The following is a 20,823-nucleotide window of genomic DNA, read 5'->3' on the forward strand; positions in this document are numbered from 1 at the left end:
GTATCTTATGAAAAAAGAAGAAGTCTTTGTCATTGATGGCATGACATGCGCGGCCTGTGCATTAAATGTCGAAAATGCTGTCAATAAAATAGATCATGTCGATTCAGCGGTTGTTAATCTGACAACAGAGAAGATGACTGTACGCTACAATCCTGACTTAGTCAGTGAAGCTGAGATTGAAAAAGCTGTTGTGGATGCTGGGTATGGCGCTTGTGTCTTTGACCCAACAACAGCTAAAAGCCAATCAGAACGCCAGAGCGAAGCCACTCATAATATGTGGCATAAGTTTTTGTGGTCAGCGGCTTTTTCGATTCCCTTGCTTTATCTATCGATGGGTAGCATGATGGGATTGTGGGTGCCGAAGGCTATTGGCATGAGTGAGCATCCTTTGATTTTTGCGCTGGTTCAGCTTGCATTGACTTTACCAGTCATGTACTTTGGACGCCGTTTTTATGTTAATGGTTTTCGTGCTTTGTTAAAAGCGCATCCTAATATGGATTCTTTAGTCGCTCTGGCAACGAGCGCAGCATTTCTTTATAGTCTTTATAGCACTTACCACATTGCCTTAGGCCATGTGCATCACGCGCATATGCTTTATTTTGAGTCTCTTGCTGTGATTTTGACCTTGATTACCTTGGGAAAATATTTTGAAACCTTGTCGAAAGGTCGAACATCCGATGCCATCCAAAAATTATTAACTTTATCTGCTAAAGAGGCGACTCTTATCCGTGATGGAGCTGAGCAGACAATCTCAATTGATCAGGTTCAAGTAGGTGACCTTATCTTGGTCAAGCCAGGTAGAAAAAATTCCTGTTGATGGTTATGTGGTGTCAGGACATTCGGCTATCGATGAATCAATGTTGACGGGTGAAAGTATTCCAGTAGAGAAAGTGGCAGATGATAAGGTATTTGGTGCTTCTATTAATGGACAAGGTTCGCTAACTATTCGAGCTGAAAAAGTCGGTGACGAAACGCTTTTAGCACAGATTGTTAAATTGGTAGAAGATGCTCAACAAACTAAAGCGCCTATCGCCAAGATTGCTGATAGGGTTGCTGGGGTTTTTGTGCCAGCAGTTATGACTATTGCTTTGGTCACTTTCTTATTCTGGTATTTTGCCAAGGGCGAAAGTTTCGTCTTTGCACTCCAAGTCGCTATCGCCATTTTGGTGATTGCTTGTCCTTGTGCGCTTGGTCTTGCCACACCAACAGCCATCATGGTCGGAACTGGACGCGGTGCTGAAAATGGGATTCTTTACAAACGTGGTGATGTCCTTGAAAATACTCATCATATTGATACCATGGTCTTTGATAAGACAGGAACCATCACGCAAGGAAAACCACAAGTTGTTGATATTATTGCCTATCACGGTGACGAAAGTAAGCTACTTGGTCAGGTTGCATCTATTGAAAAATATTCAGAACACCCACTTAGTCAGGCGATTGTGGAAAAAGCTAGCGCTGAAAAACTTGTTTTAGCAGAAGTTGAAAATTTCACTTCTCTAACAGGACGAGGTTTACAAGCTGACCTTGCTGGGCAGACCATTTACGTTGGTAACCGCAGGTTGATGGAAGAGTTACAAGTTGACTTGACCGCAAGTGAAACAGCGGTGCTGGCTGCGACCCAAAAAGGTCAAACTCCGATTTATATCTCGGCTAATGAGCAACTGCTAGGAGTAATTACTGTAGCGGATTTGTTAAAAGCAGACAGTAAAGAGACCGTCGCCAAATTGCAAAGTCAAGGTATTGATGTTGTTTTATTAACGGGAGACAACAGCAATACCGCGCAAGCTATTGCCAAACAAGCTGGAATCAAGACTGTGATTAGCGAAGTCTTGCCTGACCAAAAATCACAAGCTATTAAGGACTTGCAGAGCCAAGGAAAAATGGTCGCTATGGTCGGTGACGGGATTAATGATGCGCCAGCGTTAGCAGTAGCGGATATTGGGATTGCGGTAGGTTCAGGAACTGACATTGCTATTGAGTCAGCGGATATTATTCTGATGAAACCAGAAATTTCTGATGTTCTAAGAGCCTTAAGCATCAGTCGTTTGACGATTAAAGTGGTTAAGGAAAATCTCTTCTGGGCATTCATCTACAATATTCTAGCGATTCCAGTTGCGATGGGAGTTTTGTATCTCTTTGGTGGACCTTTGCTTAATCCAATGATTGCAGGACTTGCTATGGGCTTTAGTTCAGTGTCAGTGGTTCTAAATGCCCTTCGCTTAAAATACATGACATTAAAATAAAGGAGTTTCTCATGGAAAAAACATATGAAGTAACAGGCATGAAATGCCAAGGTTGTGTCACAAAAGTGACTGAAAAATTATTAGCTGTTCCTGGTGTGAAAGCAGTTAATGTTGATTTAGAGAAAAAACAAGCGACTATCACAGGACGTCCGTTTAAGTTCTTTTTAAAACGTGCGCTTAAAGGAACAAAATTTAGCCTCGGACAAGAAATTAAGTAAAATTTAGAAAAACAGAGCTTGCTCTGTTTTTTTACTTCTTTAAAAATGATAAACTAGTCTAGTAAGAAAAAATATAGTTTGGAATCAAAATGAGGATGAATGTTTGGGATTTATTAAGTATCATTGGTTCTATCGCCTTTGCTTTATCTGGGGCAATCGTCGCGATGGAAGAAGATTTTGATATACTTGGGATTTTTATCCTTGGTTTTGTGACTGCCTTTGGTGGCGGAGCTATTCGTAATCTTTTGATTGGTTTGCCGATTAGCGCCCTCTGGTCTCAGAGTCAGTGTTTTTATTTTGCCTTGGCAACCATGTTATTTATCATGGTATTTCCAAATATCATTACTCACAAAGGTTGGCGAAAAGCAGAAGTCTTGACGGATGCTATTGGTCTTGCGGCTTTTAGTGTTCAAGGGGCCATGTATGCTGTTAAACTTCATCAACCTTTAAGCGCTGTGATTGTCGCAGCTGTTTTGACTGGTGCAGGTGGCGGGATTGTCCGAGATATCTTAGCTGGTCGAAAACCAAGTGTGCTTAGAAGTGAAGTATACGCTGGTTGGGCAATTTTAGCGGCGCTTGCGATTTATTTTAAAATCGTTCATAATGATCCAGGCTATTATGTATTAGTTTTAATTCTGACAATCTTACGTATGATAGGCTACTGGCGTCAGTGGCATTTGCCAAAAATTAAACGGAAGGTCACTAAAAATGATTAAATTAATTGCAATCGATTTAGATGGAACATTACTTAATTCAGATAAAAAAATTCCTGAAGAAAATGTCAAAGCAATCCAAAAAGCTGCACAAGCAGGGGTAAAAATTGTTCTTTGTACAGGACGTCCAAAGTCAGGAATTCTTCCATTTTTTGAAAAATTGGGCTTGGGTGATGAAGAATATATCATCATGAATAATGGTTGCACCATTTACAATACCAAAAATTGGGAACTTGTTTTTCATGCTCAAGTCACAAATGAAGAGCTAGATAAATTGAATGAAGCTGTTGCTAATTACCCAGATGTTTGCTTAACCTTGACAGGTGAAAAACATTATTACGCTGTAGGTGAAGAAGTTCCAGAACTTGTCCAATACGATGCTGGTCTTGTCTTCGATAACGCTCATGCAGTCACACTTGATGAGATGAAGGCGACAGACGAAATCATCTTCCAAGCTATGTACATGGCAAAAGCGCCACAATTAAATTCATTTCAAGAAGCAAAAGAAATAGCTTTGGCTAAAGATTTTAGTGTGGTTCGTAGCCAAGAATATATCTTTGAAGCTATGCCAAAAGGCTACACTAAAGCAACAGCTCTTAAAGCTTTGTCAGAAAAACTTGGCTTCTCACCAGAGCAAGTCATGGCACTTGGTGATGCTGCCAACGACCTTGAAATGCTTGAATTTGCTTATCATAGCGTTGCTATGGGAAATGCGACAGACGAAGTCAAATCTATTTGCCGCTACGAAACAACAACTAATGACAATGCCGGAGTAGCTCAGGCTATTTACGATTATGTCTTGAAATAATAAAAATACCGACCTAATTATGGTCGGTATTTTCTTCTTATAAGAAAAGTGGCAAACCGATTGCAGCTACTTCCTCAGCAGGGATACGCATGTCATCAGCTACCCAGTTTGAAAGAACTGAGATGATGGCGTTACTCCAGAAAGAATTTGTGTAGCGTGAATCATGTTTTTTCTTGAACCTTTGGTAAGCTTTTAATCGTTTAGAGACGATGCCCGTCAAGAGTTTTTCAAGGCGTTGTTCAAAAATTAAGCCAAGAACTTGTGCCTCTTTTTTGGCTTCATTCAGAATGAAAAGCCAAGCTTGGGAGAGCTGACTTCTCAAATCAAATGCTTTGAGACCACGAAAAATGCGACGAACGATTTGGGTTAGAATAGACTCTAAAATAGCTTCTTTAGACTTATAATTACGGTAGAAAGCGTTGCGTGAGACACCTGCTTTGGCAACGAGTTCTGAAATCGTAATTTGGTTCAAGGTTTTCTTTTCAAGAAGGAGCAAAAGTGCAGTTTCTAGCGCTTCACGTGTCAATTTTCGTGATTCTTTATTAGAAACTTTCAAATTTTGCAAGGACTTTTTTGAAATTGTCTTTTCCGTCATGACAAAACCCTCTTACTTGTGACATCTGATTGTTTTTAATACTAAGATAAAGGCATTAATGATATAATTTTAGGTGAAAATAGTTTGTTTGTCAAATGAATTTAAATCTCGAATGGATTGGAGGAAATAGATATGACTTGGAAAATTGTGACTGATTCAGGTTGTGACCTTCGACGTATTGAAGAGCTTGCAGAACACACAGAATTTCAAAATGTCCCACTAACAATTCAAATTGGTTCAGAAATTTTTGTGGATGATGAAGGATTAGATGTTGCTAATATGATGACAACCATGTACGCAAGTCCTGTTTCATCAAAATCAAGTTGCCCTAGCCCAGATGCTTTCTTACAAGCTTACCAAGGTGCTGAAAATGTTATTGCCATCACGATTACAGGTAATCTTTCAGGAAGTCAAAATAGTGCTCAGGTTGCAAAATATATGCTTTTGGAGGAGCATCCAAATGTCAATGTTCATGTTATCGACTCTTTGTCTGCAGGTGGTGAGATTGATTTAATCGTTGAAGAATTAAATCGTTTGATTGCTAAGGGCCTAAGCTTTGATGAAGTGGTCGAAGCTATCACGGATTATCAAGAGAAGACAAAATTGTTGTTTGTTTTGGCACGTGTGGATAACCTTGTCAAAAATGGACGTTTGAGTAAGCTAGTCGGGAAAGTTGTTGGACTTTTGAACATTCGCATGGTTGGTAAGGCAAGTGACGAAGGAAAATTGGAACTCCTACACAAAGCGCGTGGTCAAAAGAAAGCTGTTCAAGCAACCGTTGAGGAAATGTTTAAAGAAGGTTACCAAGGTGGCAAGGTTATGATTGCTCACGCAAATAACGAAAAAGCTTGTCAACAATTGAGTGACAAAATCAAAGAAAAATACCCACAAGCTGATGTTCGCTTTATCCCAGCATCAGGTCTTTGCAGCTTTTACGGTGAAGATGGCGGTATTTTATTAGGATACGAAACAGCGTAAGTCAATATAAAACTGCATGAGTATGACTCATGCAGTTTTTGTATACTAATGAAAAAAGTCTTAAATAAAATCAATTTCAAGCCATTATTGCCGCTTCAAGCCATTATTGCCGCAATTTGATTTTAGGACTGTTTGCGAGTGAAATGAGCAACAAAAAAGATACTTTCACACGGCAGAAAGTATCAGAAAATGAGTTTATTTCTAGTCTTGATGAAAAATCAAGACTTATTTTTCTTATGATTAAGTGAACTGTATTTTGAAATAGCAATTAAGGTTGTTAGTGTGATGACAATATCCATAAGTAAAGCAGGATAAGCTTTAATAGTGAAGTCATAAAATGCCCAGAGTACCATATTTTCAACAGTAACCCAGCGTAACCATTGCACTTTATCAGTTGCAAAAGAGACGATAGTATACGATACTGAAGAAATTAACGGAAGTAAGCCAATCAAACCAAGGTTGTTAAAATAAGTCCCCGCAGAAACTTGGATAATCACTAAAATAATGGTTGTGTAGATGGAATCCCAGTGTTTAATCATTAACGTGTTACGAATAATAGACACGCTGATAGAGATGGCGCCAGTGTAACCACCGAGTAAAAAATTAGCAATCATCGTAAAGAAATAATCCGATAATTGCCAAGTTAACATAGTTTTTTTCGTTTTAGCAAATGATGAAATGGCTAAGCAAGTTGCACCAATTGCTGAGAAGATAAATCCAATTGAAATCATTAATAGCTATAATAAGTGTAAGTACCATCAGTTGTAACTGATGTAGGAGTGCGAGAGGCATTGTTTGGGTCAATAGTAGACTCAGTTGTGCTGTCAGAAGATGCGGCAGTATCTGTATCTGTAGTTGCTGTATTGGCAGCAGCAATAGCGTTAGAAACAGCATCAAGACGTGCTTGAAGTTGATCTTTAGTAGCTTGGTTAGTTAGCACATCAATCGCAGCTTGAGCAGCAGCAACATTGTCGCTTGTTTGATTGTCTTCAGCAGTTTTTACAGCATTTTCAGCATTTGTTTGATTTGTCACTTCAGCAGAAACAGCATCTAATTGAGATTGAAAATCTGTTTTCTTAGCTTCATCAGAGATTTTGTTGATAGCCGCTTGTGCATTTGTCACAGCTTCATCAGATGGATTAGCTTGAGCAGCTGATAACAATTCTTGGGCTTTAGCTTCTAAGTCAGTTTGACTAGAAGAGGAAGAACTGATTGAGCTTTTTGGTTGTGAACTTGACGTATTAGTCTTTGTATTACCAAAGAAAAGGTAAATACCACCAGCAAAGGCAATTAAAATGATACTTAAAATAAAATAAGTAACTTCACTTTTTGAGGCTTTCATGAAAACTCCTTCTATAATAAAATAAATGTGATGTGATAAAGAAGTTGTTATCACATTTTTGATAATAAACGTATTTAGTAGCATTCTGTGGCAAGCACAGCGTCCTTAACTATTATAACATATAAATGACAGCGCATTAATTTTTTTCTAAAAAGCTCCCTCAAATTTTAGTATTTTTATCATTTATGTTTAGAAATGGCTGCTAAAAAGGGGAAAATGACCGCTTATCTTAAAAGAGTAGTATTTTTCAGTTAGTTATCAATTTAGAAAAAGCTTAAAAAACGCTTGTTTGTTTTCTTTGAATACATTAAAATGGAAGTATCGGGTTTTTCCGGTAAAATTATAATATTTGAGGATAAGACTGTGTCAGTAAATTGGTAAGAAATTGCTTTTGGTTTTTTTGGAGGTCTAGGACTCTTTCTCTTCAGTATTAAATATATGGGAGACGGTCTACAACAGGCTGCAGGAGACAGACTTCGTTTTTATATCGACAAATATACGAGTAATCCTTTCTTAGGAATTCTTGTTGGTTTAGCCATGTCAGCTCTAATCCAATCAAGTTCAGGGGTAACAGTTATCACTGTTGGTCTTGTGTCAGCAGGACTTTTAACCTTGCTACAAGCGATTGGTATTGTCATGGGAGCCAATATCGGGACGACTGTGACGTCCTTTCTGATTGGTTTTAATTTGGGTGACTATGCACTCCCAATGATTTTTATTGGTGCCGCTTTGTTATTCTTCACGTCAAACTGACGTTTGAATAATATCGGGCGTATCATGTTTGGTGTTGGAGGAATTTTCTTCTCACTTAATATCATGGGGTGACGCCATGGGACTATTAAAAACTGTTCCAGCCTTTCAGGATTATTTAGCAACCTTAGGTGACAAACCGATTATGGGTGTTTTGATTGGGACTGGATTGACCATGCTTATCCAATCATCAGCTGCCATTATTGGTATTTTACAAGGGTTATATGCAGGTCATTTGCCTGACCTTCAAGGCTCAACTCCTATTCTTTTAGGAAGTAATATCGATACTTGTATCACAGCCGTGATAGCAGCGATTGGTTCAAATATCGCAGCCAAACGTGTGGCTGGTGCTCAAGTTCTCTTCAACGTTGTCGTAACAGTGCTCTTTATGATTCTTTTGGTGCCATTTACTAGCTTGATGCAATGGATGGAAGTTCATTTTAAATTGACACCAGCCATGACGGTTGCCTTTGCCACACAAGCCTTTGAAGCAGCATTCTTGTTTGTTGAAACATGTAATGAAAAATATGCTGATAAGACATAAAAATTTGAAGATACTATCAATAATGTCGATGAAGAATTGACTAAATATTTGATTGACCTTTCAAGTGAACAATTGAATCAACACGAAAGTGAAATTTTATCAAGTATCTTAGATTCATCACGTGATTTGGAACGTATCGGTGACCACAGTATCAGCTTGGTGCATTTGATGGAGCATAATATTTCAAAAGATATTACTTTCTCTCCAGTTGCTGTTCAAGAAATCGATCAACTTTACCATGAAACACATCGTATGATTTTGGATTCATTGAAAGTTGTTATTGATAACGATCTGCCTTTAGCAAATGAGTTGGTAGATCGTCACAAAGATATCGCTCATTTGGAACGTCGCATCCGTAAGAATTACATCAAACGCATGAACAACGGTGAATGTACACCACTTGCAGGGGTTAACTTCATCGATTTGATTACACCATGTACACGTATCACAGATCACGCACTTAACTTGGTTGAAAAGTACTTGAAAATCAAATTTAATCATACATTTAATACCTTTGAACCTTTTTGTTTTTGAAGGTATTTTTTTGAATACCAATTTAGAATTGGTCTAATTTTGGTATATACCATTTACAAAAAAGCGCTTTTATTTTATAATATAAGCATGGAGGCGATTCAAATGACAAAATATATCAAAGCAGATGAATTTTACTATCCTTACCATGTTAAAGGTGCAGGTTACCTTGCTATCGAAGGCGATTCTTTTGGTGATTGGCAAGCAGAAGCACCGCATGGCGCAGACATTATAGATTATACAGGTTTTAGTGTGGCACCTGGTTTAGTAGACACACATATCCATGGCTTTGCTGGTGTTGATGTCATGGACAATCATCAAGAAGTTTTTGAAACAATGAGTCAGGCTCTTTTGGGAGCTGGTGTTACAAGCTTTTTACCAACAGCTTTGACAGCATCATTTGAGACATTAGATGATATTTGTCGTACGGCAGCTGATTTTGCTGGTAAAGAAAGCGGTGCGCGTATCCAAGGACTTTTCTTTGAAGGACCTTATTTTACAGAAAAATACAAAGGGGCTCAAAACCCGTCTTATATGAAAAATCCTTCAACAGCAGAACTTGATCAATGGCTTGACAGTTCAAAAGGCTTGTTGAAAAAAATTGCCTTGGCACCTGAGCGAGGCGAAGTCGAAGACTTTATCGATTATGCGACTCGTAAAAATGTGATTGTGGCTCTAGGACATTCAGATGCTACTTACCAGCAAGCAGCGCAAGCAGTCGAAGCAGGGGCATCTGTTTGGGTTCATGCTTATAATGGTATGCGTGGTCTTAATCATCGTGAGCCAGGTATGGTCGGTGCAGTTTATGAACTACCAAATACCTATGCTGAGTTGATTTGTGATGGGCATCATGTGCATCCATCAGCATGTGATATTTTGATGCATCAAAAAGACCACGAACATGTTGTCCTGATTACGGATTGCATGAGTGCTGGTGGTCTTGAAGATGGCGATTATATGCTTGGAGAATTTCCTGTTATCGTTGAAAAAGGAACAGCACGTTTGAAATCAAACGGTGCCCTTGCAGGCTCTATTCTTCAGTTGAAGGATGCTGTTAAAAATGTGGTTAATTGGGGAATCGCCTCAAAAGCGCAAGCCATTAGTATGGCAAGTCTCACAGCAGCAATCTCAGTTGGCATTGACGATAAATGTGGTCAAATCAAAAAAGGACACAAAGCTGATTTTATCGTTCTAGACAAGGACCTTGACTTACGAGCAACATATCTAGGCGGACAAGAAGCCTGGAAAGCGTAATAGACTAAAAGTTGAATTTACAGTAGTAGATTCAGCTTTTTTGATACTTACTAGACACTCAATTACATTTGTGCTAAAATAGCTGGTAAAGAGAGAAAGCCTCATGGTGTTTCTTAGCGAGTCCGAGGTGGTGGAAGTCGGATGGAACTGAAATGAGTCGCTGGCGCTTTCGCTTAGCTAGGCTAAGTTAAAATCAGATAAATGAAGTAATAAAATAGGGTGGAACCGCGTTTTAACGCCCCTTATGAGGTATCATATGGGTGTGTTGGCGGTTTTTTATATTGTAAAAAAGCTGATTTCCTTAGATACTTCGCAAAAACTAAGTTAACAAAATAAGGAGTAGATGTATGTCTAAAAAATTGACTTTCCAAGAAATTATTTTGACTTTGCAACAATTTTGGAACGACCAAGGTTGTATGTTAATGCAAGCTTACGATAATGAAAAAGGTGCTGGTACAATGAGCCCTTACACATTCCTTCGTGCCATCGGTCCAGAACCATGGAATGCAGCTTATGTAGAACCATCACGTCGTCCTGCAGATGGTCGTTACGGTGAAAACCCTAACCGTCTTTACCAACACCACCAATTCCAAGTTGTTATGAAACCATCTCCATCTAACATTCAAGAACTTTACCTTGAATCATTGGAACGTTTGGGAATCAACACTTTGGAACACGATATCCGTTTCGTTGAAGATAACTGGGAAAACCCATCAACTGGTTCAGCTGGTCTTGGATGGGAAGTTTGGCTTGACGGTATGGAAATCACTCAATTTACTTACTTCCAACAAGTTGGTGGTTTGCAAACTGGTCCTGTAACTTCAGAAGTTACTTACGGTCTTGAACGCTTGGCATCATACATCCAAGAAGTGGATTCAGTTTATGATATCGAATGGGCTCCAGGTGTAAAATACGGTGAAATCTTCCTTCAACCAGAATTTGAACACTCAAAATACTCATTTGAAATTTCTAACCAAGACATGCTTCTTGAAAACTTTGAAAAATTTGAAACAGAAGCAAAACGTTGCTTGGAAGAAAACTTGGTTCACCCAGCTTACGATTACGTTTTGAAATGTTCACACACGTTCAACTTGCTTGATGCGCGTGGAGCTGTTTCTGTAACAGAACGTGCTGGTTACATCGCTCGTATCCGTAACTTAGCTCGTGTCGTTGCTAAAACATTTGTTGCTGAACGTAAACGCCTTGGTTACCCATTACTTGATGAAGCAACACGTGAAAAACTTTTGAAGGAGGATGCTGAATAATGGCTAAAAATTTACTTGTAGAACTTGGTTTAGAAGAATTACCAGCTTATGTTGTTACTCCAAGTGAAAAACAACTTGGCGACCGCATGGCAGCATTTTTGAAAGAAAAACGTTTGGCTTTTGAAGGCATTCAAACCTTCTCAACACCACGTCGTTTGGCTGTTCGTGTTCTTGGACTTGCAGATGCTCAAACTGATTTGACAGAAGACTTCAAAGGTCCTTCTAAAAAAATTGCTTTGGATGCTGAAGGTAATTTTACAAAAGCTGCTCAAGGTTTTGTTCGTGGTAAAGGTTTGACAACTGATGACATCGAATTCCGCGAAGTCAAAGGTGAAGAATATGTCTACGTTACAAAACACGAAGCAGGAAAAGCTGCTAAAGAAGTCCTTGTTGACATTCCAGAAATTTTGTCAGTTATGACTTTCCCAGTAAACATGCACTGGGCAAACAATACATTTGAATACATTCGCCCAGTCCACACATTGACTGTACTTCTTGATGACGAAGCTCTTGACCTTGACTTCTTGGATATCCACTCAGGTCGCGTGAGCCGTGGTCACCGTTTCCTTGGTCACGAAACAGAAATCACAACTGCTGATTCATACGAAGAAGATTTGCGTAAAGTCTTTGTTATCGCTGACGCAAAAGAACGTCAAGACATGATTGTTAACCAAATCAAAGCTATCGAAAAAGCTCAAAACGTTCGCGTTGAAATCGATGACGAATTGCTTAATGAAGTGCTTAACTTGGTTGAATACCCAACTGCCTTCATGGGAAGCTTCGATACTAAATACCTTGAAGTTCCAGAAGAAGTGCTTGTGACATCAATGAAAAACCACCAACGTTACTTCGTTGTTCGTGACCTTGATGGTAACTTGATGCCAAACTTCATCTCAGTTCGTAATGGTAATGAAAACCACATCGAAAACGTTATTAAAGGTAACGAAAAAGTGCTTGTCGCTCGTTTGGAAGATGGTGAATTCTTCTGGCGTGAAGACCAAAAACTTAAAATCGCTGACCTTGTCGCGAAACTTGATAACGTAACATTCCACGAAAAAATTGGTTCACTTTCAGAACACATGAAACGTAGCAAAGTGATTGCTGCTTACCTTGCTGAAAAAGCTGGCGCTTCTGCTGAAGAAAACAAAGCACTTGCACGAGCTGCCGAAATCTACAAATTTGACCTATTGACTGGTATGGTTGGTGAATTTGACGAATTGCAAGGTATTATGGGTGAAAAATATGCCCTTCTTGCTGGTGAAGATGCCGCAGTAGCAACAGCTATTCGCGAACACTATCTTCCTAACTCAGCTGATGGTGACCTTCCAGAAACTAAAGTTGGTGCACTTTTGGCACTTGCTGATAAATTGGATACAATCCTATCATTCTTTTCAGTTGGCTTGATTCCATCAGGTTCAAACGACCCATACGCTCTTCGTCGTGCGACAGCTGGTGTGGTTCGTATCATGGATGCCTTTGGTTTGAAAATTCCAATGGATGAATTGGTTGACAACCTTTACGCTTTATCATTTGATAGCTTGACATACGAACACAAAGCAGAAGTGATGGACTTCATTCGTGCACGTGTTGAAAAAATGATGAACAAATCAGTTTCTAAAGACATTAAAGAAGCTGTTCTTGCTGGTTCAAACTTTGTTGTTGCTGAAATGCTTGAAGCTGCTGACGCTCTTGTTGAAGCAAGCAAAGCAGAAGGCTACAAAGCCGCTGTTGAAAGTCTTTCACGTGTCTTCAACCTTGCTGAAAAAGCACAAGCAGGTGTAGCAGTTGATGCTAACTTGTTTGAAAATGATGAAGAAAAAGCTTTGGCACAAGCCGCAGCTGACCTAAACTTGACTGGTTCTGCTAGCGATAAATTGGCACAATTATTTGCTCTAAGCTCAGTTATCGACAAATTCTTTGACAATACAATGGTTATGGTGGATAATGAAGCTGTTAAAAATAACCGTTTAGCTATTCTTGCTGAATTGACAGCAAAAGCAAGCAGCGTTGCCGCATTTAACAAATTGAATACCAAATAAACTTAAGAAATCTACTCTTTGAGTAGATTTCTGGCGTATATCAGACTTCTTAGTTTAGAGGTTTTGGTAAATTATAGAAAGGAAATAACGTTTAAACATAATTTAGACGTTAGGTGAGTCTTACTCATGAATGAAAAAAAAATTACAACGTATTAATGAACTTGCACGCAAGAAAAAAACAGTTGGTTTGACTGGTCCAGAAAAAGTTGAACAGGCTAAATTGCGTAAAGAGTATATTGAAGGTTACCGTCATTCACTTCTTCACCACATCTCTGGTATTAAAATCGTCGATGAAGATGGAAATGATGTGACACCAGAAAAACTTCGTCAATTGCAACGTGAACGTGGTTTGCACGGTCGTAGCCTTGACGATCCAAATTCATAAGAAAATCGCTCAGCTATGTTTAGCTGGGCTTTTTTAGAAACTGCTTACAAGAAAGCAAATGACAATTTAATTTAAAAAGTCAAGTTTTTTATGATATAATAGAATCCGAACAATAATACTTTAAGTCCTTAAAAACAGAAAGGTTTCACTCATGACATTTGATGCTATTGATCAGTTGGCAGTAAACACTGTCCGTACGCTCTCAATTGATGCCATTCAGGCAGCCAATTCAGGTCACCCAGGCCTTCCAATGGGAGCTGCACCTATGGCTTACGTTCTTTGGAATCATGTAATGAATGTTAATCCAAAGACAAGTCGTTCTTGGTCTAACCGCGACCGTTTCGTATTGTCTGCTGGTCACGGTTCTGCTCTTTTGTATAGCCTACTTCACTTATCAGGCTACGATGTAACAATCGATGACTTGAAGAACTTCCGTCAATGGGGTTCAAAAACACCAGGTCACCCAGAAGTTAACCACACTGATGGTGTAGAAGCAACTACAGGACCACTTGGTCAAGGTATCGCTAACGCTGTTGGTATGGCAATGGCAGAAGCTCACTTAGCTGCTAAATTTAACAAACCAGGCTTTGATATTGTAGACCACTACACTTATGCTTTGCATGGTGATGGTTGTTTGATGGAAGGTGTCAGCCAAGAAGCTGCTAGTCTTGCAGGTCACTTAAAACTTGGTAAATTAGTCCTTCTCTACGATTCAAACGACATCTCACTTGATGGTCCAACATCAAAAGCCTTTACAGAAGATATTAAAGGTAAATTCGAAGCTTACGGTTGGCAACATATCTTGGTTAAAGATGGTAACGACCTTGAAGCTATTGCTAAAGCTATCGAAGAAGCTAAAGCTGAAACAGAAAAACCATCTATCATCGAAGTGAAAACAATCATTGGTTTCGGTGCTGAAAAACAAGGTACATCAGCTGTTCACGGTGCCCCTCTTGGTGTTGATGGAATTGCTTATGCTAAAAAATCTTACGGTTGGGAATATCCAGAATTCACAGTACCAGAAGAAGTTGCTAAACGCTTTGAAGTTGGTATTAAATTCCGTGGTGAAGCTGCTGAAAACGCATGGGAAACTAAATTCCGTGAATACGAAGCTGCTTACCCAGAATTAGCTGCTGAATACAAAGCTGCATTTGCTAACAAACCGGTTGACGTGAAACTTGACGACTTCGAACTTGGAACTAGCCTTGCTAGCCGTTCATCAAGTCAACAAGCTATCCAACAAATCTCAGCTCAAGTCCCATCATTCTGGGGTGGTTCAGCTGACCTTTCTGCATCAAATAATACAATGGTCAAGGTAGAATCTGATTTCCAACCAGATAACTACCTTGGTCGTAACATCTGGTTTGGTGTTCGTGAATTTGCCATGGCAGCTGCCATGAACGGTATTGCCCTTCATGGTGGTACTCGTGTTTACGGTGGTACATTCTTCGTATTCTCAAACTACCTTCTTCCAGCTGTTCGTATGGCTGCTCTTCAACAATTACCAACGGTTTATGTCATGACGCATGATTCAATCGCTGTCGGTGAAGACGGACCAACTCACGAACCAGTTGAACAATTGGCTAGCGTTCGTTCTATGCCTAACCTTAACGTTATCCGCCCTGCTGACGGTAACGAAACAAATGCTGCATGGAAACGTGCTCTTGCTGAAACTGATCGTCCAACAATGCTCATCTTGACACGTCAAAATCTTCCTGTCCTTGAAGGAACAAAAGAATTGGCAGCAGAAGGTGTTAATAAAGGTGCTTATATCCTTTCAGAAGCAAAAGGTGACCTTGACGGTATCCTTATTGCAACAGGTTCTGAAGTGAAATTGGCGCTTGATACGCAAGCTGCTTTGGAAGCAAAAGGTGTTCATGTTCGTGTGGTTTCAATGCCAGCACAAAACATCTTTGACGAACAAGACGCTGCTTATAAAGAAAGCATTCTTCCAGCTAACGTCACAAAACGTTTGGCTATCGAAGCTGGTTCAAGCTTTGGTTGGGGCAAATACGTTGGTCTCCAAGGTAAAACTCTTACAATCGATACTTGGGGAGCTTCTGCACCAGGTGCTAAAATCTTTGAAGGATATGGATTCACAGTTGATAACGCTGTTAGCCTTTACGAATCATTGTAATCCTTAATAAATGATTATAAAAAGTCCTTGCTTTTGGCAAGGGCTTTTTATAATCATTTGACAAATAGTGTAAGAAAGGGTAAGATATTGTAAAAGTTATTTTGTCTTATTTTAATAGTACAAATGTATTTAATTTGGGAGAGGGGGAGATTTAATGGATGAAAGATGTAGCAAGCTATATTCAGCTATTAAAGTCGCTTATGAAGATATGGTCGTTAGACAGGACGTGAAATTATCTAAAATTTTGCTGTCAGCGTCTAATGAAGTGATTAAGAGTAGAGATGCTGGTTTATGCGCTTTGCATTTAGACTGTGACTTGAATCTTTACAGTGCTCATACTGATTTAACACTCCCACGAGGTGTTGAGGAATTAAAAAAATTAACTCAAAAGTGGGCAGCAGAATATTATGAGAAAAAGGAAGTTTCAAAGTGGATAAAGCCACTTTGAGGAGATTAGGAGGAAAGAAAAATGATTCGTTTTGAACATGTTTCAAAATTATACGGAGACAAGGAGGCACTTAGTGATTTAAATGTAACCATTGAAAATGGGGAAATTTTTGGTTTGATTGGTCATAATGGTGCTGGTAAAACAACGACTATCAGCATTTTAACGTCAATCATTGATGCGACTTATGGTGAAATTTATGTGGATGATTTGGCTTTATCAGAACATCGTGATGACATTAAAAAACGTATTGGTTATGTTCCAGATTCACCAGATTTATTCTTGAATTTGACAGCTAGTGAGTATTGGCATTTCTTGGCAAAGATTTACGGCGTTGCTGAAAAAGAGGTTGATGAACGTATTGACCGCTTATCACATTTATTTGATATTGCTGAGCATGTTAATGATTTGATTGAAAGTTTCTCACATGGGATGCGTCAAAAAGTCATTGTGATTGGAGCTTTGATTTCAAATCCTGATATTTGGATTTTGGATGAGCCTTTAACTGGTCTTGACCCGCAAGCTTCTTTTGATTTGAAAGAGATGATGAAAGAGCATGCGCGTGGTGGCAATACCGTTCTTTTTTCAACACATGTCTTGGCTGTTGCAGAGCAATTGTGTGACCGTATTGGGATTTTAAAAGAAGGCAAATTGATTTTTGTTGGTTCTTTGGATGAGCTAAAAGCAAATTATCCTGACAAAGATTTGGAAAGCATTTACCTAGAACTTGCTGGACGCAAGGTGAAAGAGGGGTGAGTGTATGAACTGGTCAACTGTTAGGGAACTCGTTAAGATTAATATTCTTTACTCAAATCCCCAAGCTGTAACGGCGGTTAAACGTAAGCAAGAAAAGAATCCGAGAAAAAATTTTTCAACTTATAAAAGTGTGATTCGTCAGCAAATATTTTTAAGTTTGTTCTTTGCGGTGATTTACATTTTTATGTATGCTAATCTTAATTTTAAGCATTATCCTGGTTATTTTTCTTTTTACACAGCGATTTTCTTTATCATGGCAACCTTGAATGCTTTCTCAGCCATGTATAGCATTTTTTACGAAAGCGATGATGTGAAGCTTTATGCTCACTTACCGATTAAATCCAGTGAGCTATATCTAGCAAAAGTGATTTCAAGTTTTGGGATGGGCGTGACGTTTTTGATGCCTTTGTTATCATTATTTTTCATCGCTTATTGGCAAATGGCAGGGCTATTTGTGGCAATTATTGCTACCGTGATTGTTTTTGGGATTCTCTTTACAGCTTCGACAGTATTAGCACTTTATGTGAATAGCTTGGTTGGTGGGGTGATTGTTCGCAGCAATCATCGTAAATTGATTTCAACAGTCTTGATGTCTCTTTCGACGATTGGTGCTGTCGGAACGATTCTTTATATGAATGTTGTCAACAGTAAAAATATAGGAAGTGACAGCTTGACGATTCCTGATCGTCCAATCATTCCTTATTTTAGAGGTTTTTATGACGTGGTTAATGCGCCATTTAGTTTGGCTGCACTGTTAAACTTCTATTTACCTTTAGTCGTTCTTTTAGGCTTAATGATTGGTTTGGTTAAATGGGCAATGCCAAATTATTACCAAAATACTTTGTATGCTAGTCCTAAAAAAGCTAAAACTAAGAAGCAGACGAAAAAAACGTCAAAGAGCTCAGCTTCTTTAACAAAGATGATGCTTCATCATCACCTTTCAACGCTTCAAAATGCAACCTTATTGACGCAAACTTATGTGATGCCTTTGATTTATGTGGTTTTTTTCCTAACACCAATGCTGACTAATGAGTTTACTTTAACCAAGGTATCTACGGATTATTTTGGTATAGCTTTGTTAGTTGGAGTCATTTTGGGAACAACTTGTGCTATGCCAACAACTTTACTAGGTGTCGGCATTTCACTTGAAAAAGAGAACTATAACTTTTTGAGAAGTTTACCACTTAACTTTAAAGCTTTCCTTGTTCAGAAGTTTGTGGTTTTAGCAGGACTTCAAGCTCTTGTTCCTGCTTGTGTTTACCTAGTCGTTGGCTTGGTTTTCTTACAGTTAAATGTACTTTTGATGCTAGCCTTTTTGGTAGGTTTGTGTGCAATGATTGTTGTCCAAGGTCAATTAATGTACTGGCGTGACTATAGAAATCTGAATCTGCTTTGGCAAGATGTGACCCAACTTTTTAATCGACATTCAGGTCAGTGGCTTGCTTTTGCGATTATGATGGCAGCTTATCTTCTTGGTGGTGGCTTAGCAGTAGGTTTAGTTATTCTTGGCAATATCACACAGCAAATTCTGCTGATTAACATGACGCTATCAATTGTTCTTTTGGTCTTAGCGCTTATTTCTCAAATCTTGATTAGTCATAAATTTTGGAAGAAAATCTCACATTAATTTCTAAAATCTCCTGAAATTAAGATGTGAATTAAAGTTGACTAAATACTTAGATAAAACCTTAGAAAAACAGTTCCTAGGACTGTTTTTTTAGTGTATAATAAGCGTATGAAACGTAATTTTGAATCAGTAAAACGCATTGTTATAAAAATCGGGACAAGTTCCCTTGTTATGCCAAATGGCAAAATAAATTTAGAAAAAGTTGATCAGCTAGCCTTTGTTATCTCTAGTTTGATGAATAAAGGGATGGAAGTTGTCTTGGTATCATCTGGTGCCATGGGGTTTGGACTTAATGTTCTTAATATGGATAAACGTCCAACAGAAATTGCACGACAACAGGCCGTATCAAGTGTCGGTCAGGTGGCCATGATGAGCCTTTATTCGCAAATCTTTTCACACTATCAGACAGAAGTTAGTCAGCTTTTAATTACACGTGATGTTATTGAGTATCCAGAAAGTTTGGCAAACTTCACCAACGCTTTTGAAACTCTTCTTTCAATGGGAATTGTTCCAATCGTTAATGAAAATGATGCTATCAGTGTTGATGAAATGGATCATGCCACAAAATTTGGAGACAATGACCGTTTGTCAGCCATTGTAGCTAAAGTGACTAAAGCTGATTTGCTAATCATGTTGTCAGATATTGATGGCCTTTATGATAAAAATCCAAATGTTTATGAAGATGCTAAACTTCGTGAACATGTTAGTGAAATCACTGATGAAATCATTAAGTCAGCTGGCGGTGCTGGTAGCAAATTTGGTACAGGTGGCATGCTTAGCAAGATTAAGAGTGCCCAAATGATTTTTGACAATAATAGTCAAATGATTTTGATGAATGGAGCTAATCCACGCGATATTTTACGTGCCCTTGATGGTGCTAATATTGGAACATGGTTTTCACAATCTAAGTAATTAAGGAGGTCTTGAGATGGGCTATATTGATGAACTAGGGAAAAATGTAAAAATCGCTTCTCTAAGTCTAGTAAAACTTGGAACAGCAGAGAAAAATAAAATCTTGGCTCAAGTAGCGGATGCTTTGCTTGCTGAAACAGATTTTATCTTGCAAGAAAATGCACGTGATGTGGCAAAAGCGCAAGAAAATGGCATTTCACCAGTTATGGTGGATCGCTTGCGCCTAGATGCTGGCCGCATTGAAGGTATTGTCGAAGGTGTTCGTCAAGTAGCTGATCTTCAAGATCCGATTGGTCAAGTTGTTCGAGGCTATACAAATCTTGATGGCTTAAAAATTGTGCAAAAACGTGTTGCGCTTGGTGTCATTGCCATGATTTTTGAAAGCCGTCCAAATGTCTCTGTCGATGCTTTTAGCCTTGCTTTCAAAACAAGTAATGCCATTATTTTACGTGGTGGTCGTGATGCTATTCATTCAAATACAGCACTTGTAACAGTTATCAGAAAAGCTCTAGCTGAGGAAGGGATCGACCAAAATGTGGTTCAATTAGTCGAAGATACTAGCCACGCTGTTGCTGAAGAATTAATGCAAGCTGTCGACTATGTTGATGTGTTAATTCCACGTGGTGGCGCACGCTTGATTCAAACGGTTAAAGAAAAATCTAAAGTTCCAGTCATTGAAACTGGAGTTGGGAATTGTCACATTTTTGTTGATGAAACAGCTGATTTGGACATGGCGACTAAGATTGTCATCAATGCCAAAACACAACGCCCAAGCGTTTGTAATGCAGCTGAGTGTCTTGTGGTTCATGAAAAAATTGCAGAGCAGTTCTTGCCTCAATTGGAAGAGGCTATTAACAAGGTTCATGCGGTTGAGTTTCGAGCTGATGAGAGAGCGTTAGCCATTTTTAAAAATGCAGTAGCTGCAACGGCTGATGATTATGCAACTGAGTTTTTAGATTACATTATGTCTGTTAAGGTTGTTGATTCACTAGATAAGGCTATTGATTGGGTAAATCGTTACACAACGCATCATTCTGAAGCGATTGTGACAAAAGACCTTGAGCACGCCGAACGTTTCCAAGATGAAGTGGATGCAGCGGCAGTTTACGTTAATGCGTCAACACGCTTTACAGATGGTTTTGTCTTTGGTTTGGGTGCTGAAATTGGAATTTCTACCCAAAAAATGCATGCGCGTGGTCCAATGGGCTTAGAAGCATTAACAAGCACAAAATTTTATATTAACGGTAAAGGACAAATCAGAGAATAATATTTTTCAGA

At 38.9% G+C, this 20,823-nt stretch carries 17 protein-coding genes and 2 pseudogenes; 16 read left to right on the forward strand and 3 right to left on the reverse strand.

What is annotated here, in order from left to right; all coding sequences use genetic code 11:
• Positions 1-7: 7 nt before the first annotated feature.
• The 4 genes and pseudogenes from STRINF_RS00890 to STRINF_RS00905 all read left to right on the forward strand — a co-directional run bounded on the left by STRINF_RS00890 (position 8) and on the right by STRINF_RS00905 (position 3,985).
• A pseudogene (locus STRINF_RS00890) lies at positions 8-2,246 on the forward strand (heavy metal translocating P-type ATPase).
• 11 nt (positions 2,247-2,257) lie between these two features.
• A complete protein-coding gene (locus STRINF_RS00895) occupies positions 2,258-2,464 on the forward strand; it encodes a heavy-metal-associated domain-containing protein (RefSeq protein WP_006531126.1) in 207 nt (68 codons plus the stop codon).
• Between the two features lie 89 nt (positions 2,465-2,553).
• The gene (locus tag STRINF_RS00900) at positions 2,554-3,180 is read left to right on the forward strand and encodes a trimeric intracellular cation channel family protein (protein ID WP_006531127.1); all 627 of its coding nucleotides are present in this window, start codon (positions 2,554-2,556) and stop codon (positions 3,178-3,180) included.
• Positions 3,173-3,985: a Cof-type HAD-IIB family hydrolase gene (locus STRINF_RS00905; protein WP_006531128.1), complete on the forward strand. Its 813-nt coding sequence runs from the start codon at positions 3,173-3,175 to the stop codon at positions 3,983-3,985. The genes STRINF_RS00900 and STRINF_RS00905 overlap by 8 nt, the downstream gene beginning before the upstream one ends.
• Positions 3,986-4,022: 37 nt before the next feature.
• Here STRINF_RS00905 and STRINF_RS00910 read toward each other — a convergent pair whose 3' ends face one another.
• Positions 4,023-4,580: a TetR/AcrR family transcriptional regulator gene (locus STRINF_RS00910; protein WP_006531129.1), complete on the reverse strand. Its 558-nt coding sequence runs from the start codon at positions 4,578-4,580 to the stop codon at positions 4,023-4,025.
• A 132-nt stretch (positions 4,581-4,712) separates the two neighbouring features.
• On the opposite strand from STRINF_RS00910, the gene STRINF_RS00915 reads away from it, so the two are divergent.
• Positions 4,713-5,558, forward strand: a complete 846-nt coding sequence (locus tag STRINF_RS00915; protein WP_006531130.1) for a DegV family protein — start codon at positions 4,713-4,715, stop codon at positions 5,556-5,558.
• 218 nt (positions 5,559-5,776) lie between these two features.
• On the opposite strand, the gene STRINF_RS00920 is transcribed toward STRINF_RS00915, so the two are convergent.
• Positions 5,777-6,286 (reverse strand): YgjV family protein, encoded by a 510-nt coding sequence (locus tag STRINF_RS00920; RefSeq protein WP_081442253.1) that lies wholly within the window; start codon positions 6,284-6,286, stop codon positions 5,777-5,779.
• Positions 6,287-6,288: 2 nt separating this feature from the next.
• On the reverse strand, positions 6,289-6,900 hold the full coding sequence (locus STRINF_RS00925) for a hypothetical protein (RefSeq protein ID WP_014334343.1): 612 nt from the start codon (positions 6,898-6,900) through the stop codon (positions 6,289-6,291).
• Between the two features lie 384 nt (positions 6,901-7,284).
• On the opposite strand from STRINF_RS00925, the pseudogene STRINF_RS00930 reads away from it, so the two are divergent.
• The 11 genes and pseudogenes from STRINF_RS00930 to STRINF_RS00980 all read left to right on the forward strand — a co-directional run bounded on the left by STRINF_RS00930 (position 7,285) and on the right by STRINF_RS00980 (position 20,812).
• Positions 7,285-8,728: pseudogene (locus STRINF_RS00930) on the forward strand (Na/Pi cotransporter family protein).
• A 102-nt stretch (positions 8,729-8,830) separates the two neighbouring features.
• Positions 8,831-9,979, forward strand: a complete 1,149-nt coding sequence (gene nagA, locus STRINF_RS00935; RefSeq protein ID WP_014334344.1) for an N-acetylglucosamine-6-phosphate deacetylase — start codon at positions 8,831-8,833, stop codon at positions 9,977-9,979.
• 347 nt (positions 9,980-10,326) lie between these two features.
• Positions 10,327-11,244: a glycine--tRNA ligase subunit alpha gene (gene glyQ, locus STRINF_RS00940; protein ID WP_006531137.1), complete on the forward strand. Its 918-nt coding sequence runs from the start codon at positions 10,327-10,329 to the stop codon at positions 11,242-11,244.
• Positions 11,244-13,283: a glycine--tRNA ligase subunit beta gene (glyS, locus tag STRINF_RS00945; protein ID WP_006531138.1), complete on the forward strand. Its 2,040-nt coding sequence runs from the start codon at positions 11,244-11,246 to the stop codon at positions 13,281-13,283. The genes glyQ and glyS overlap by 1 nt, the downstream gene beginning before the upstream one ends.
• Before the next feature lie 130 nt (positions 13,284-13,413).
• Positions 13,414-13,668 carry a DUF896 family protein gene (locus STRINF_RS00950; protein WP_006531139.1) on the forward strand — a complete coding sequence of 85 codons (255 nt, stop codon included), beginning with the start codon at positions 13,414-13,416 and terminating at the stop codon, positions 13,666-13,668.
• Positions 13,669-13,819: 151 nt separating this feature from the next.
• Positions 13,820-15,805, forward strand: coding sequence for a transketolase (gene tkt / locus STRINF_RS00955; protein ID WP_006531140.1), 1,986 nt, complete (start codon positions 13,820-13,822; stop codon positions 15,803-15,805).
• Positions 15,806-15,959: 154 nt separating this feature from the next.
• A complete protein-coding gene (locus tag STRINF_RS00960) occupies positions 15,960-16,253 on the forward strand; it encodes a bacteriocin immunity protein (protein WP_006531141.1) in 294 nt (97 codons plus the stop codon).
• 21 nt (positions 16,254-16,274) lie between these two features.
• Entirely contained in the window at positions 16,275-17,006 is a 732-nt protein-coding gene (locus tag STRINF_RS00965; RefSeq protein WP_006531142.1) for an ABC transporter ATP-binding protein, read from the forward strand.
• A 4-nt stretch (positions 17,007-17,010) separates the two neighbouring features.
• Positions 17,011-18,633 (forward strand): hypothetical protein, encoded by a 1,623-nt coding sequence (locus tag STRINF_RS00970; RefSeq protein WP_006531143.1) that lies wholly within the window; start codon positions 17,011-17,013, stop codon positions 18,631-18,633.
• 108 nt (positions 18,634-18,741) lie between these two features.
• Positions 18,742-19,545, forward strand: a complete 804-nt coding sequence (proB, locus tag STRINF_RS00975) for a glutamate 5-kinase (RefSeq protein ID WP_006531144.1) — start codon at positions 18,742-18,744, stop codon at positions 19,543-19,545.
• Between the two features lie 16 nt (positions 19,546-19,561).
• Positions 19,562-20,812 carry a glutamate-5-semialdehyde dehydrogenase gene (locus tag STRINF_RS00980; protein WP_006531145.1) on the forward strand — a complete coding sequence of 417 codons (1,251 nt, stop codon included), beginning with the start codon at positions 19,562-19,564 and terminating at the stop codon, positions 20,810-20,812.
• The last annotated feature ends 11 nt before the right edge of the window (positions 20,813-20,823 follow it).

Source organism: Streptococcus infantarius subsp. infantarius ATCC BAA-102, assembly GCF_000154985.1.
In the GTDB taxonomy this organism is placed as follows: domain Bacteria; phylum Bacillota; class Bacilli; order Lactobacillales; family Streptococcaceae; genus Streptococcus; species Streptococcus infantarius.

Excerpts from the sequence above, each read along its gene's own strand:
- STRINF_RS00915 (WP_006531130.1), top strand. The coding sequence starts at position 4,713 with ATGACTTGGAAAATTGTGACTGATTCAGGTTGTGACCTTCGACGTATT.
- STRINF_RS00980 (WP_006531145.1), top strand. The coding sequence starts at position 19,562 with ATGGGCTATATTGATGAACTAGGGAAAAATGTAAAAATCGCTTCTCTA.
- STRINF_RS00960 (WP_006531141.1), top strand. The coding sequence starts at position 15,960 with ATGGATGAAAGATGTAGCAAGCTATATTCAGCTATTAAAGTCGCTTAT.
- STRINF_RS00950 (WP_006531139.1), top strand. The coding sequence starts at position 13,414 with ATGAAAAAAAAATTACAACGTATTAATGAACTTGCACGCAAGAAAAAA.
- STRINF_RS00925 (WP_014334343.1), bottom strand. The coding sequence starts at position 6,900 with ATGAAAGCCTCAAAAAGTGAAGTTACTTATTTTATTTTAAGTATCATT.
- tkt (WP_006531140.1), top strand. The coding sequence starts at position 13,820 with ATGACATTTGATGCTATTGATCAGTTGGCAGTAAACACTGTCCGTACG.
- STRINF_RS00965 (WP_006531142.1), top strand. The coding sequence starts at position 16,275 with ATGATTCGTTTTGAACATGTTTCAAAATTATACGGAGACAAGGAGGCA.
- glyS (WP_006531138.1), top strand. The coding sequence starts at position 11,244 with ATGGCTAAAAATTTACTTGTAGAACTTGGTTTAGAAGAATTACCAGCT.
- STRINF_RS00970 (WP_006531143.1), top strand. The coding sequence starts at position 17,011 with ATGAACTGGTCAACTGTTAGGGAACTCGTTAAGATTAATATTCTTTAC.
- STRINF_RS00910 (WP_006531129.1), bottom strand. The coding sequence starts at position 4,580 with ATGACGGAAAAGACAATTTCAAAAAAGTCCTTGCAAAATTTGAAAGTT.
- STRINF_RS00905 (WP_006531128.1), top strand. The coding sequence starts at position 3,173 with ATGATTAAATTAATTGCAATCGATTTAGATGGAACATTACTTAATTCA.
- STRINF_RS00895 (WP_006531126.1), top strand. The coding sequence starts at position 2,258 with ATGGAAAAAACATATGAAGTAACAGGCATGAAATGCCAAGGTTGTGTC.
- glyQ (WP_006531137.1), top strand. The coding sequence starts at position 10,327 with ATGTCTAAAAAATTGACTTTCCAAGAAATTATTTTGACTTTGCAACAA.
- proB (WP_006531144.1), top strand. The coding sequence starts at position 18,742 with ATGAAACGTAATTTTGAATCAGTAAAACGCATTGTTATAAAAATCGGG.
- STRINF_RS00900 (WP_006531127.1), top strand. The coding sequence starts at position 2,554 with ATGAGGATGAATGTTTGGGATTTATTAAGTATCATTGGTTCTATCGCC.
- nagA (WP_014334344.1), top strand. The coding sequence starts at position 8,831 with ATGACAAAATATATCAAAGCAGATGAATTTTACTATCCTTACCATGTT.